Below are 13638 nucleotides of genomic sequence, written 5' to 3'. Positions count from 1 at the left end.
CAGCGCCATCGCGGATCGACTTGCGCTCAGCCCCACATCTCGGACCAGTATGAGGGGCAGCACTCAGCCCGGCTTTCAGAGTCGTGCTGTATTCTTTCATTTGGCGACGTTTTGTGCTGCGGCGCCGCCTTCGATGCCCAGAAAATGCCCAACGACTGGTATCTGGCACCGGAGAACTGTCATATGCGCCCGGAATTCCAGTCGGCGGTGGCTCATGTCTTTGACGCATCGCGACCGTCAACTAGCCTTTCTCTATGAGAATGATTTTGTCGATCCGATCTTGTTCGGTTGCGTCCAAGGACAAGGCACCCGGCTTATTAGAAATGGATCAAGTTCTATGGGTACATAAGGACGAAGGGATGACCGGATGACTCAAACGTTCGATGTTCCCATTGCCGGCCTGCCGGTGACCATTGCGCCAACGCTTGAGCACGAATTTGCATTTACTGGGCTACGCGCTTTGGCTCTGCCACCGGGCGAGACCGAGGTCAACTACGTCATGCAGCCTCATATCCTGAATGTCTGCCTGCCTCGTGTGAAGGCCCTGTGGGCTGTGAATTCAGACCGGTTACGGCCCGATGAAGTGGCACCCAGCACCAGCTTTTGGGCACCGGCTAGAACCGAGTTGAAGATTGTCGCAAAAAATCAAGGTTGGGGATTGCTGCTCGAAGTCGGACCGGACCGGCTTGAGGCGCTTCTTCCAGACACGGCTTCCGTGGCACCGGAGGCCACCGGATACAGGCCCGCGCCGGTTTCTGCGTTATTGGCCCACCAACTCATCAACCATATGCGCTTCGGCACGCCTGACCGCCTGTTCGTTGAGGGCATGAGCCTCGCCATTCTTGCATGCGGCCTCAACCTCGCGCGGTCGGGGAGCGAAGAGAATAGTGCGGCTGTGGGCAGTGCCGACCTTCGCATCGCGCGTGCCATTGATTACATCGAAGCTCACCTTGGCGATGATCTGTCGATTGCCACCATCGCCTCAGCAGCCGGGATGTCACCTTCCTGGTTCCAAAGTGCGTTCCGCGCCGCGACAGGTCGCCCGGTTTTCGCCTACGTGCGTGAACGTCGTCTAGTGCGCGCCCGCCACCACCTCGCGGACCACAGACTGTCCCTCACTCAGATCGCCCATACCTGCGGCTTCTCCAGCCACAGCCACATGACGCGTCTGTTCACTGCCCATTACGGCGCCAGCCCGAGGGACATGCGATGAGCCGAACACCGACTCCGGATGCGACGGTCCTGAGCGACATCACCGGCTCGACGCAGAACTTTTCGAACGCCGGACTGCGCGTCAGCGCGACGCCGCCGGGTGAACTGACGAGTAGTTTCGTGTTCTCCTCGCATGTGCTAGACGTGAACATCGCAGCAGCGCAGACTACCCTCGCGGTGAATTCCGACTATTTTGCGAAGGGCGACACCCCGGAGAACAGCGTCGCGTGGGTCCCCAAAGGATCCGACGGCCGGATCTCAACCCAGAACCGGAGCTGGTGTCTGGGGATCGAGGTCGAGCCGGAGCGCCTCGCGCACCTGACAAAAGACGATCCGATCGGGATCAGCGGCCTCGGAGATTACCGTCCGTACCGATCGGCGCCTCAAGCCGCGCTTTTCGGTCGCCAACTCCTTTCGCATCTGCGCTTCGGCCCGCTCGATCGGCTCTTCGTCGAGGGCATGAGCTTGGCGATCCTCGCTTGCGGGTTGGGCGTGGCAAGGACCGGCGTCGAAGCAACCGGTCCTTCGACCGCCGGCACCCATCCCCGCATCGCTCGCGCCCTCGACTATATCGAGGTGCATCTGGGGGAAGACCTGTCCGTTGCCACCATCGCTTCCGCCGCTGCCATGAGCCCGTCGTGGTTACAGACCGCCTTCAAAGCCAACACCGGTCAGCCCGTTTTCGCCTATGTCCGCGAGCGGCGATTGGAGCGCGCCCGCATCCTGCTCGCCGACCGCCGGCTCTCCCTCAGTCAGATAGCCTTCGAATGCGGTTTCTCCAGCCACAGCCACATGACGCGACTCTTCACAGCGCGGTTCGGGGTAAGCCCACGGGAGATGCGGTGATATTGAGGCGACGAAAATGACCAAGCTGCCCGAACTTTCACCCGGTAGCCAGCCCGTCGCGCGCGTCCCAACGCTCGATCATGAGTTTGGCCAATCGGGTCTGCGGGTCATCGCCCTTCCACCCGGCAAGGCGGAGGTGCACTACCAGACGGAGTTCACATCGCGGACTTCAACTTCAGCGAAGTCCCAATGACCTGGACCGACAACTCGGATAGCATTTTCCTACGGCATCAGACTAGCGAGAGTGGAGCAAGGCTGGATGTGATTGTAGTCGGCGCGCTTTGCCTTGTGTCAGAGACAGTGCAGGATTTGCGGCCCATAGCATGCATAATTGGGCTGACTGTCGGTGAAACCGCGATGCCAAGAAGGCCGGAATCGTTCCAGGCGTCGACGTCGGATACGAACCCGACAGAGGTGTGCGGTCCCATCGATGGATCGACGCGCCGGATGTCGCCGGTATTACCAGATGTGACAAGCGCCGTTCCATCCGGCAGGAAGGTGTGACGCCAAGGCTGTTCCAGATCGCGTGTGATTTCAGTCGCTTCGACAATGGTCGCGTGGGGCGCATCAATCGCGGTTTGTGCAAAGGTCGGCGCTGTGAACAATGTCGTCGTTGAAAAGGCGACGGTTGCGAGAATGACGTGGAGGCCGTCACTTGGTGTCGTACCATGAGTCATTGTGTTTCTCCTTTCATCTGGGCTCGGGTAAGCGACGCGTCACACGTTGGCGCGCAAACGGTTCACCAGAAGATCATCGTTGACGATCTCGTCCTTGCGGGATGCGAGCTCGGTAACGTCCCACGTGGCGCTGAGATACCGGCCCTTGGCCCAATCCGCCTCTCCTGACATCAGCCAGACCGCGAAACAGGCTGCCAAATCCGGTGTGTCGGTAAGGTATTCGTGTAGTTGCTCGGGCATGGCATGCCCCAACTCGGTTGCGACACCACCGGGATGAATGGCGAAACACTTGGTCCCGTCTTCGTCGTGGTCGTTCTGGACGAATTCACACAGGCGATTGATGGCGTGTTTCGCGGTCTGGTAGTCAGATGCGCCTGGCATCAAAAGCTGCGCACCAATCGACGACAAAAGGATGAGGTGTCCGCCGCTACCGCCCGTTTCGGCATGAGCCTTCGCGCTTTGGATGAGGTGCGGCAGCGTGAACCGGATCACGTGATACGCGCCTTGCACGTTCACTTGCCAGTTCTTCCACCAACCCTCAGGATCGCTTTCGCCAATCTTGACCCAAGGTCCGAGAAAGCCGGCGTTGGCGTCGGCCACATCTATGCCACCGAATCGCGCAATGCAGTCAGCGACCGCTGCCTCGACTTCCGTCGCGACGGTGACGTCACAAACGGTGAACGCACTGCGCGTATCGGGGTTCGCAGCTTGAATCCGTGCTTGCGTTTCTTTCAGCGCATCTTCACTTCGGGCGGTGATGTAAACGGCCTTGGCGCCTGCTTCGGCAAAGGCAACGGCCGTTGCCTGGCCGATCCCGCGCGATGCACCAGAAATGAATACGACCTTGCCATCTGCAGCACCCTTAAGCGTCGTCCGGGGATCAATCGCGTCATAGCGATCGCGATGCGTCGTGAAGTCGAGAAATTGGGATTGGATCGAGGACATTGGTTTTGCCTTTCAATAGGGATGAAATGATCGAGATTTGACGGGCGCTAGGTCAGCTGAGTGTTCTGAAGGTGCAGCCGAACAACCCGTGGGAAGTCCGGCCCAACATCGGGACCGTGCTGACCAAACCGGATGCGGGCCAGGTCAACGAATTGAAGCCAGTCGCCAGTGGTAGGCTCGGAGCCAACGCTTCGCCGTGAAGCATCCGTGCTGAGCGCCATTTTCGAGAAGCGGCTTTTGCGCAATAAGCCGCGTAAGGACATTTGACCCGGGAGTTCTGCGCTGCCGAAAAAGACAACTGCGGAGGATGAACTTATAAGGCATGTCTCTCGCAGGGTTTTGAAAAGGTCTTCAAAGGCGCTGTCATTGGCAACACAGAAGAATGCCTCAGCCGTTTCTCCGCTCTTCAGACTGACAGAGGACGTGGCGGATACGACGGCGCCCATTCCCATTAGTGTAGAGCCTATCTTGGCAGCACCATTGTTTGCGATGAACACGAGCCCGCTTAAGGGCGCTGGCTTTGCCGCGCCCGGCAAGCAATTCTGACGGACTGGTGCTGATCGACAGCGAGAGTGATCGGGGCTCCCTATGGATGGTACCTGCGGAGCGACACCTTCAGTGCCGGGCAAATATATGGGCTCCAAAAGCATAGCCGAGCGCCCTGCTTTTACCTGTTGGGAGTTTACAAGGTCCACGATGACGTTATCCTGCTTGCTCGATCAGAGAGAGAAAACAATGAACGCGGACGTGACCTGCGCACCAATAAGGCCGCAGATGACCAGGCACGTTTTGCCGATAAGAAGGATGCTTGCCCGAATTTGTGGCTCCCAGATTTTTTCAACGATTACGCTCATTTTCTGCCTCCTCTGGCGCATGTAAGGTCAAGAGTTCGCGGCGGTTGTGATGCCGCTGCCTGCCAAACGATCTAAGACATTGATCCGCGACGGGCTTGACCGATCCTGCAGAGGATTTGCCTGATCCTATTTTTTTGCGGGTCCGGTTCAATGGGATCGTCCTTTGCCAGCGCAGTCTCTTGTCTGCCCCGGTGTTGTAGCGCCGGGTTCTCGGTCTACATTTTATGAAATTCAGAATGAGCCAGCGTTTCACGGCGCATGACAGGTACTGAACCAAGGCAGTCAGAAGGATTGCGCGAACAGGAGGTCCTATGCTTGGAGATTTGAAAGGCGCGGTTGCCGATGCCTTTACCGCCGAAGGTTTGGACGACGGGCTTTTGCATCCCGCAGCAGGGCTGGTCCTGGTTAAGCATGCGCGCAGGTCCGACTGGATGGATACCGTCTATGAGCCAAACCTGTGTATCGTGCTGAATGGCGCGAAGGACACGCGCGTTGGCGATGATGTGTTCCAGATCGAAGCCGGGCAGGCGCTCATTGTCAGCCACCATCTGCCGGTCGCCTCCCAAGTGGTCAAGGCAACGCCGGAAGATCCATATCTGGCGGTGGTTCTGAAGCTTGATGTGCCAACGCTGCACAATTTTGCAAACCGGATCGACAAAAACGGTTTTGGTAACGATGGTGCCGTCTCATTCGCAGTCGAGGAAGTGACCGAAGATCTGGTCGAAGCCATTCAACGCTACATCGCGTCAACTGAGGACAAAGCAGCCGCCGAGATCTTGGGACCCGCGCAGTTTCAAGAACTGCACTTCCGTCTCCTGAAATCATCGCAAGGTGGGATGCTACGCGAGTTGATCGCGCAAACGAGCCATGCCAGCAGAATTGCCCGCGCCATCGATGTGATCAATGCGAATTTCGCGACGCCGCTGTCTATGTCTGCATTGGCGTCGCAGGCGGGGATGAGCGAGTCTGCTTTCTACCAGCACTTCAAGGCGGTCACCCGCATGACCCCGCTGCAGTACCAAAAGCAGATGCGCATGCATGAGGCACAGCGCATCCTGACCTCTGGTGTGGCGACGGTGACCGAGGTGGCGTTCAAAGTCGGGTATGAGAGCCTCTCACAGTTCAGTCGTGAGTATTCCCGGAAGTTCGGTGTCTCGCCTAAGGCGATGAAGCAGGTGGCGGTCTAGCTCTTCGCATTTCGGAAAGCGCGCACCAGCGTCATGGTGCCCTTGGTCGCAGCCCGCTGTCGAAGGGCATTCAAGAACGCAACTCTGCAAATTCTCTATGATGAAGTGACGTTTTGGAGAATTGTGCAAAGACGGTGGAGAATCTGGAAAGCGAAACATCTCCCGCCGCTCCACTTCATGGTCATCACCAACACAGGAGATACGACCATGAAAAACGAACATCTCAACCACCCCACATATCAAGTTGATGACGCCGATCGCTCACCAGCGATGAGCCGCCGTGCGGCCCTGACCAGTGGCATGTTCGGCGCTGCCGCAGCCGCCACCGGAATGGTGACTGCACGTGCTGCGATGGCGCAGGAAGCTCCGCAAGGTGAGCTGTCTGGCAAAACAGCGTTCATCACCGGGGGTGCGCGCGGCATCGGGCTTGCCTCTGCAGAGGAATTTGCCAAAGCCGGCGCCAACATCATGCTCTTTGATATTGCTTCGGGCAGCATGCCGAACGTGAGCTATGCATTGCCAACTGCTTCCGATCTCGCCGCAGCACAAGCTCGGATTGAAGGCCTTGGCGTCCAATGCATGACTTATCAGGTTGACGTCCGCAATCTGGAGGACCAGCAAGCCGCAATGCAACAGGCCGTTGATCGCTTTGGCAGCCTGGACATCGTGCTTGCTAATGCAGGCGTGGGTCACGCAGGTGCGTTCGACAGCGTCACAGCCGGTGAAATCTCGACGCTCTACGAGGTCAATGTCGGCGGATACATCAAGACAACGCAGGCCGCTGTCCCGCATTTGCGCGCCGCCGGCGGTGGCCGGATTGTCTACATCTCCTCAGGGCTTTCACGTACTGGCAACGGTGTCTTTGGCGTCTATGGAGCGACCAAGTGGGCAGTGAACGGCATCGCCAAAAGCGCGGCAATGGCTTACGGTCGCGACAATATCATGTGCAATGTCGTGGCCCCTGGCCTTGTCCGCACACCCTTTGCAGATAATGAGGCGGTCCTGGGCGTCATTTTGCCCGATGCTTCGAATCCGACCTTTGATGACGTATCGGCGGCCATCGCATCCGGCAGTACGTTGGGGATCGGCCATCACGAGGTCGAGGATATCGCAAAAGCCGTGATGTTTTTCGTCGGTGAGGCTTCTCGCCAAATGACCGGTGAGGTCATGGACGTCAGCTATGGGGATGCCGCTCGCAACCTCGCCTGATTTCGGGCAACCCCAAGGGTAAAGGTCCGGCGCGGCACGCCACACACGTCGCCATGCCGGGCCAAATGTCCGGAACTAAGAGAGCCGGCCGCGCAAGCGGTTGGCTCTCCCTGACACTCACTCCGTTCTTGAAACGCCCATGACGATATCCACTCGTCTGAATGTGCGAAGGAAAATCTTTTGGAACTTGCTGATCTCATCAAACCTGTCGAATGGGCTGCGCTGGATCAAACACACGCGCGCATTAGCGTCGCACGAAAGAACGACTACATGCACTGCCTGCGCCATACATCGACCTCTTCGTTCGAAGACGTCGTCTGTGAGCCGGCTGTCCGTCTCATCGTCCAGGGCGCCAAGGAAATCATTGTGGCCGGACAGTCCATGACGGCAACGCAAGGCGATGCGGTCATCATCAGCCACGATACCCCGGTTGTTTCACGCATCACGGAGGCAAATGCAAAGACACCTTACCTTGCAGCCGTTATCCCGTTGATCTCAACCTTCTCCGGACAATTGAAGGTGAAATTCAAGCAGATGGATATGACCACGTCGGCGGGAGCATTGTGCATAGCCACATTGCCAGCCCCTCTTTGGTTGATGCCCTTGGCCGGTACATGTCGCTAGAGCGATCGACCCTTGCAGGGCGTATTCTAGCGCCGGTGCTCCTGAAGGAGATCCATTACCATCTGCCACTCGCGCCAAACGGCAGCATGCTGCGACAGCTTCTTGCGCCAGCGAGCATCCCAAGCCAGATCGAAAAAGCCATTGGCTTGATCCGTAAAGCATACGCCGAGCCGCTTTCCGTCCCGGAGCTCGCCAACCGAGTGAACATGAGCGCAACAGCATTATACAAGAGCTTCAAGAGCGTGACAGGGACATCGCTGTTGCAGTTCCAAAAAGAACTACGGCTCCTTGATGCGCGAAATCGGTTAAGGACCGCGGCTGTGTCAGTGTCCGAAGTCTGTTTTGCAGTTGGGTATGAGAGTCCTGCGCAGTTCAGTCGAGAGTATTCTCGTAAGTATGGAGCAAGTCCGAAACACGACTTGGTCCGGCAGTAGGCCAGCGGATCAGCAGGCCAATTTGACTTTGCGCTTTTGTCCGGCCAGTTCGAGCCGCGCGCGGATCGCCCATACTTGTTTTGGCAGAAATGGACGTTTCTGTCCGATGATCCGGCCCTTGTTCCAGGCTTTTCTTTTCGGGACTACGGTGGGAAGTTGGACTCTTGGCATGATATGCTCTCCGATCCTCCCTCCATACCCGATCATCAGCACCATGCTGACGGGATGACTGTACGATCAGAAAGGATGGTCGATGTCCGAGACTTGTAAGATGTGGCATTGCTGCGGCTTCATTGGGCCGCTGAGACCTCAGGCTACAATGCACGAGTGTCGGCTTCGGCGCTCTCGTGCTTCGGCAACTCTAACACTTCGCGTCAAAATACTCTTACCACTCGAAGCCTGTGTTGTAGGGGCAGCGGGACTTGCACATACGTATCGCCATCTTTCATCTGCGTTCATTTGCGGAGCGCGCCCCTTAACAGCCCTGCGATGCGGCGCTAGCATTATGGTAACAATTGCTTGCGGTCTATTTCTAGGAATTCCGGCGGGACGCATCGATTATGGCCTCAAAGGAAGACTACGCCCTGCACATTCCCGGCGCCGTCGGGTCCTACGCCCCGTATCTGCGGCCCGCGGCGCAGACCTGTGATCTGACAGGGCTGACCGTCACTGCGCTGCCGCCGGGACGGGTTGAGGTCAAACTGCGGGATGTTCCTGCCATGTTGAACGTGACCCCCCATGCCGGCTTGCGAACCCCGGATTATCTTTACCGGCTGGAAGGCCGCGATCTCCGGCAGGACAAGGCGAACAATGCCTGGGGTGGCTACGACCTGCTTAGGGCGGGTCAGACCCATGAGATCCGTTGCGCCAATCCAGGCTGGGAGCTGGGGATCGTACTCGAAGAGGATAGGCTATCTGATCTCTCGGCCGAGGCGTGGAACGGATCAATGTTGATCGAGCGGGACGTGATCCACCGCCGCGATGACGCTGTCATCAGCCTCGCCCGCCTGGCCATCGACCACCTGCGTAGCGGGAAGCCCGACCGCCTCTATATCCAGGGCCTGGCCATCGCGATGACGGCGAGGGCGCTGAGTGCCGACAGCTCAATGCCGAGCGTTCCGACCCGCGGCACTGAGCGTCGGATCGCGCGCGCCATCGACTACATTGAAGCCCATCTCGGCGAGGACCTCTCCGTCGCCGCGATCGCCTCGGCCGCCGCCATGAGCCCGTCGTGGTTACAGACCGCTTTCAAAGCCAACACCGGCCAGCCCGTTTTCGCCTATGTCCGCGAGCGGCGATTGGAGCGCGCCCGCATCCTGCTCGCCGACCGCCGGCTCTCCCTCAGTCAGATAGCCTTCGAATGCGGCTTCTCCAGCCACAGCCACATGACGCGGCTCTTCACCAAAGGGTACGGATGCAGTCCGAGCCAGATGCGAGGTTAGGCGCCGCACTGCCCTACTACCAATTCCAAGTTTGAACGGCAGCTTTTCAAGATCGTCGTGGCTCACTATGCTCATGCAGAGAACGACTGGTTTCCGCCCATTCTGTGGAAAAACAACGTGTTGCTGGCGCAGAAATTAGCATACTAAACGGAGCGCGGGCGCCTATCCGCCCTGTGGTAGGTGAGGTCGTTTTGTGTTCTGCCGATTGACCTCGTGCGGTGATATCATTTACATTCAGAATATCGAATATGATAGGTGCTGCCATGGCGATGACACGGCGTGAATTTGGTGCATTGGGGGCCGCGAGCATCTTTGCACCGGGCGCTTTCGCCCAGACGGCTATCGGCGATTTCACCGTAACCTCGGTCTCGGACGGGTCGCTGACACTGCCGGCCGACATGATCCTCGGACAACTCGCGCCCGAGCAATTGAGCGGGCTGCAGGACGCGTTCGGATTTGAGGATGTCTTGACCCCGCCCTGCAACGTCACTTTGCTGCAGACCAGTGACCGCAATGTGCTTTTCGATGTGGGTGCCGGGCCGGAATTCATGTCGTCCGCGGGGTTCCTGATGGATGCGCTTGATGCGCAAGGGCTGGCGCCAGAGGACATTACCGATGTCGTCTTTACTCATGCCCATCCCGATCATATCTGGGGACTGCTCGACGATTTCGACGACCTGCTTTTCTCTGACGCCCGATACATGATCGGTCAGACAGAGTGGGATTACTGGACCGATCCGGCAACCGTCGACACGATTGGCGAGGCGCGTACGGCCTTTGCCGTGGGTGCGGCACGCCGGTTGGCCCGGATCGAAGATGCCGTGACCTTCTTCCGCGATGGCGAAGAGATCATGCCCGGCGTTGCCGCGCGCGCCACATTTGGACACACGCCTGGGCATATGGCTTTCGAGGTGCGGCAGGGATCGGAAGCTTTGATGATCCTTGGTGATTGCATCGGCAACCATCATGCGGCGTTCCGCTATCCACAAAGCCCGTCGGGCGCTGATCAGGATCAGGACATGGGCGCCGTGACACGCACAGCACTGCTTGACCAGTTGGCCAGCGAACAGATGCGGGTTCTGGGCTTTCATCTGCCGGGCAATGGGATCGGGCGCGTGGAACGCGATGGCGCCGCTTACCGTTTCGTGGAAGAGGGCTGACGCCCGCTATTGCGCCGCGACGGGCAGGCGGGCCAGTTGGCACTGCGCCCAGAGGTCTTCGAGTGCGGTCACAAGACGGTCGATATCTGCCGAACTGTGCACGGGTGATGGGGTGATGCGCAGACGTTCTGTCCCCTTCGGCACGGTTGGATAGTTGATCGGCTGGATGTAGATGCCGTGGTCGCGCAGCAGGATGTCGGAGAGGTATCTGCACTTCACCGGATCGCCGACCATCACCGGGATGATGTGGCTGGGATTGCACTTATGCGGGATGCCGATGGCATCAAGCCGCGTGCGAACCTGTCTTACCCTTTCGCGTTGCAATGCCCGTTCAGCGCCACTTTCCTTCAGGTGTCGGACAGATGCACAAGCGCCAGCGGCGACGGCTGGCGGCAGCGCGGTGGTGAAGATGAAACCGCTGGCAAAGGATCGGACAAAATCACAAAGCTCTTCGGAGGCAGCGATATAGCCGCCCATGACACCGAAAGCTTTGCCAAGGGTCCCTTCGATGACCGTCAGCCTGTCCATCAGCCCGCGTTCTTCGGCCACACCACCACCGCGCGGGCCATAAAGGCCCACGGCGTGCACCTCATCAAGGTAGGTCATGGCATTGTAACGCTCGGCCAGATCGCAGATTTCGGCAATCGGGGCGATATCACCGTCCATCGAATAGACGGACTCGAAAGCAATCAGCTTGGGCCGGTCTGTTGGTTGCGCGGCGAGCAGTTCTTCGAGATGTCCAAGGTCGTTGTGGCGCCAGATCTGCCGCTCTGCCCTGGAATGGCGGATGCCTTCGATCATGGAGGCGTGGTTGAGCGCGTCGGAAAGGACGATACAATCGGGGATGCGCGCGGCCAGCGTGCCAAGTGCTGCCCAGTTCGACACGTAGCCGGAAGAAAAGAGAAGTGCCGCAGGCTTGCCATGCAGGTCGGCCAGTTCTCGTTCGAGCAGGACGTGGTGATGCGTGGTGCCCGAGATATTGCGGGTGCCGCCTGCACCAGCACCAACGGTATCCAGCGCGTCATGCATCGCGGCGAGCACGGCGGGATGCTGACCCATGCCGAGGTAATCGTTCGAACACCAGATCGTCACTTCGCGCGCGGCTTCCCCATCGCGGTTCACGGCCTTCGGGAAAGACCCGCAGGCGCGTTCCAGATCGGCGAAAACGCGATAATTCCCCTCTTCACGCAGGCCGTCGAGCTCAGCGCGAAAGAACCCGTCATAATCCATAAAGGCCTATTCTCCCAGTGCGTCCCTGACGATCCCATCAAGCAGCGCCTGAACCTGCTGCATTTCGCCTTCGGGATAGTCGCGGTAGCCGATCATGACCTCATCGCCGCGTTCGGCGACGAAGATGCCATATGGGCAATGCGCGATATTCATCGGGTCGGTTTCCATGACCGCACGCGAGACGTTGGCCGAGCAAAAGACAAAGATATCGGCCGCTTCAAACAGCATCACGTCGCTGCCGACATCCGCACCTGTCCGGTTCAGCATGTCTCCGACATGGCTGACGTAATCGATTACCAGGCCCTGCCCGATGATTGCATTTTCGACCGAGAATACCGCATCGTCGAACGACCCGTCAAAAATGTAGGTGGTGGCGTCCTCGGCGGTGGCTGCCGTTGCCAAGGCACCAAGGTACGCCGCGAACAAAAAGCGTTTCATGTGGCTTCCCCCCTTTTTGATCCTGCCAAGATCACTACCGATCTCCAGCCGCAGGCACCTGATTTATGTCAAGGCCCGCAGCCTGAGCTTTCAACTGAACATGTCGGCGGTGATGCCGTCATACCAGCCAACCGATTCCTGATAGGTCGCTTCGCGAACTGCCGCGCTTTCGCCGGTTGCAGACACAAACCCATCGACCTTGGCTATCTTTTCTTCAGTCGCCTCGTAGGTCGCGCCCACCTTCACGCCGTCGTTCGTTTCGATCAGTGACCAGCAGGTATTGGCAAAGCGGGCGGGGAAGACCGTCGAACCGGTCAGCGCACCCCGCACGGCATTCGCACAGACCTTCGCTTGCGAATTGGCCGAGAAACCGGATTTCGGCATGTCGCCCTGCGCGGCCGCGTCGCCCAGCACATGCACGTTTTCGTCCATGCGGGACGACAGATCGGCCGCGTTCACAGGTGCCCAGTTGCCGTCGGTCACACCGGCGATTTCTGCAATCCGCCCAGCCTTCATGGCCGGGATGACGTTGCAGACATCAACATTGTTTACATCGCCATCGATGCTGACGGTCATTGCGACCGGATCAACCTCCACATCGGCTCCGCCGAAATCGGGGCCGATCCGTTCGATCATACCGGCGTAATGGTTATTCCAGCCTTCCTCGAACAAGCCCTGCTTGGAAAAGCTTTCCTTGGGGTCGGCGATCAGGATTTTGGCGGTCGGGTTTGTCTCCTTCAGACGATGGGCGACCATGCTGACGCGTTCGTATGGCCCTGGTGGGCAACGGTAGGGGTTGGGTGGTGCGACCATCGCAAAAACCCCGCCCTGCGGCATCGCGTCGATTTGCGCCCGCAGAAGCTCGGTCTGCGATCCCGCCTTGTAGGCATGTGGCATGGCATTGGCAGCGCTGACGTCCCAGCCAGCCACCGCACCGTCCACGAAGTCGATCCCGGGGCTGAGGATCAGACGGTCATAGGGCAGATTGTAACCACCAGCAGTCATCACTGTCTTGGCATCACGGTCAACACCGGTGGCCCAGTCATGCAGAACATTGATGCCGTAGGTCGCAGCAAGGTTACCGTAGGAATGGCCGAGACTGTCCATGTCCCGGAAGCCGCCGATGTAAAGGTTCGAAAAGAAGCAGGTGTAGTAGGCCCGTGTTGGTTCGATGAGCGTGACGTCGATTTCACCAGCGCTGTCCTTGGCAATGTAACGCGCTGCGGTCGCCCCACCCGCACCGCCGCCTACCACGACCACGCGCGGCTTCCCGCCATGTCCCGCCGCACGGACAATCATTGGGGCCGCCAGGGCCCCCACCGTTGTGCCCAAAAAGGCGCGTCTGTTGAATTTCATGTCTTTCCTCCCTGAAGATGGCAT

At 58.7% G+C, this 13638-nt stretch carries 15 protein-coding genes and 1 pseudogene; 9 read left to right on the top strand and 7 right to left on the bottom strand.

The window, feature by feature from the left end; genetic code table 11:
- Window positions 1-367 precede the first annotated feature (367 nt).
- From SLH47_RS00715 to SLH47_RS00705, 3 genes are read left to right on the top strand one after another with little or no spacing between them, the layout of a single operon-like run.
- On the top strand, window positions 368-1213 hold the full coding sequence (locus SLH47_RS00715) for an AraC family transcriptional regulator (RefSeq protein WP_320237367.1): 846 nt from the start codon (window positions 368-370) through the stop codon (window positions 1211-1213).
- A complete protein-coding gene (locus tag SLH47_RS00710) occupies window positions 1210-2058 on the top strand; it encodes an AraC family transcriptional regulator (RefSeq protein WP_320237366.1) in 849 nt (282 codons plus the stop codon). The genes SLH47_RS00715 and SLH47_RS00710 overlap by 4 nt, the downstream gene beginning before the upstream one ends.
- 16 nt (window positions 2059-2074) lie before the next feature.
- Window positions 2075-2251, top strand: a complete 177-nt coding sequence (locus SLH47_RS00705) for a hypothetical protein (protein WP_320237365.1) — start codon at window positions 2075-2077, stop codon at window positions 2249-2251.
- Between the two features lie 37 nt (window positions 2252-2288).
- On the opposite strand, the gene SLH47_RS00700 is transcribed toward SLH47_RS00705, so the two are convergent.
- The 3 genes from SLH47_RS00700 to SLH47_RS00690 form a co-directional block, all read right to left on the bottom strand.
- Entirely contained in the window at window positions 2289-2735 is a 447-nt protein-coding gene (locus SLH47_RS00700) for a PQQ-dependent sugar dehydrogenase (protein ID WP_320237364.1), read from the bottom strand.
- A 39-nt stretch (window positions 2736-2774) separates the two neighbouring features.
- Window positions 2775-3680, bottom strand: coding sequence for an SDR family oxidoreductase (locus SLH47_RS00695; protein WP_320237363.1), 906 nt, complete (start codon window positions 3678-3680; stop codon window positions 2775-2777).
- Window positions 3681-4399: 719 nt separating this feature from the next.
- Entirely contained in the window at window positions 4400-4534 is a 135-nt protein-coding gene (locus tag SLH47_RS00690) for a hypothetical protein (protein ID WP_320237362.1), read from the bottom strand.
- 311 nt (window positions 4535-4845) lie between these two features.
- Between SLH47_RS00690 and SLH47_RS00685 the strand changes: the two genes are divergently transcribed.
- The 4 genes from SLH47_RS00685 (at window position 4846) to SLH47_RS26355 (ending at window position 7988) form a co-directional block, all read left to right on the top strand.
- Window positions 4846-5721, top strand: a complete 876-nt coding sequence (locus tag SLH47_RS00685; RefSeq protein WP_320237361.1) for an AraC family transcriptional regulator — start codon at window positions 4846-4848, stop codon at window positions 5719-5721.
- A 207-nt stretch (window positions 5722-5928) separates the two neighbouring features.
- Window positions 5929-6930 (top strand): SDR family NAD(P)-dependent oxidoreductase, encoded by a 1002-nt coding sequence (locus SLH47_RS00680; protein WP_320237360.1) that lies wholly within the window; start codon window positions 5929-5931, stop codon window positions 6928-6930.
- 180 nt (window positions 6931-7110) lie between these two features.
- The gene (locus tag SLH47_RS00675) at window positions 7111-7554 is read left to right on the top strand and encodes an AraC family transcriptional regulator N-terminal domain-containing protein (protein ID WP_320237359.1); all 444 of its coding nucleotides are present in this window, start codon (window positions 7111-7113) and stop codon (window positions 7552-7554) included.
- The gene (locus SLH47_RS26355) at window positions 7545-7988 is read left to right on the top strand and encodes a helix-turn-helix transcriptional regulator (protein WP_413785612.1); all 444 of its coding nucleotides are present in this window, start codon (window positions 7545-7547) and stop codon (window positions 7986-7988) included. Before SLH47_RS00675 ends, SLH47_RS26355 begins: the two co-directional genes overlap by 10 nt.
- An 18-nt stretch (window positions 7989-8006) precedes the next feature.
- On the opposite strand, the pseudogene SLH47_RS00670 reads toward SLH47_RS26355, so the two are convergent.
- Window positions 8007-8159, bottom strand: a pseudogene (locus SLH47_RS00670) (integrase); the annotation flags it as partial.
- Window positions 8160-8548: 389 nt separating this feature from the next.
- Between SLH47_RS00670 and SLH47_RS00665 the strand changes: the two are divergent.
- Both SLH47_RS00665 and SLH47_RS00660 read left to right on the top strand, forming a co-directional pair.
- Window positions 8549-9430: an AraC family transcriptional regulator gene (locus tag SLH47_RS00665; RefSeq protein WP_320237358.1), complete on the top strand. Its 882-nt coding sequence runs from the start codon at window positions 8549-8551 to the stop codon at window positions 9428-9430.
- A 263-nt stretch (window positions 9431-9693) separates the two neighbouring features.
- Window positions 9694-10590, top strand: a complete 897-nt coding sequence (locus tag SLH47_RS00660) for an MBL fold metallo-hydrolase (protein WP_320237357.1) — start codon at window positions 9694-9696, stop codon at window positions 10588-10590.
- Window positions 10591-10596: 6 nt separating this feature from the next.
- Here the strand turns inward: SLH47_RS00660 and hemA are convergent, their stop codons facing one another.
- The 3 genes from hemA to SLH47_RS00645 all read right to left on the bottom strand — a co-directional run bounded on the left by hemA (window position 10597) and on the right by SLH47_RS00645 (window position 13614).
- Window positions 10597-11820: a 5-aminolevulinate synthase gene (gene hemA, locus SLH47_RS00655; RefSeq protein WP_320237356.1), complete on the bottom strand. Its 1224-nt coding sequence runs from the start codon at window positions 11818-11820 to the stop codon at window positions 10597-10599.
- 6 nt (window positions 11821-11826) lie between these two features.
- The gene (locus tag SLH47_RS00650; protein ID WP_320237355.1) at window positions 11827-12258 is read right to left on the bottom strand and encodes a DUF302 domain-containing protein; all 432 of its coding nucleotides are present in this window, start codon (window positions 12256-12258) and stop codon (window positions 11827-11829) included.
- Between the two features lie 90 nt (window positions 12259-12348).
- Window positions 12349-13614 carry an NAD(P)/FAD-dependent oxidoreductase gene (locus tag SLH47_RS00645; protein ID WP_320237354.1) on the bottom strand — a complete coding sequence of 422 codons (1266 nt, stop codon included), beginning with the start codon at window positions 13612-13614 and terminating at the stop codon, window positions 12349-12351.
- Window positions 13615-13638: the final 24 nt, after the last annotated feature.

The sequence above is a fragment of the Cognatiyoonia sp. IB215182 genome (genome assembly GCF_033963905.1).
Lineage (GTDB): Bacteria > Pseudomonadota > Alphaproteobacteria > Rhodobacterales > Rhodobacteraceae > Yoonia.
This window is presented reverse-complemented; position numbering and strand designations above follow the sequence as displayed.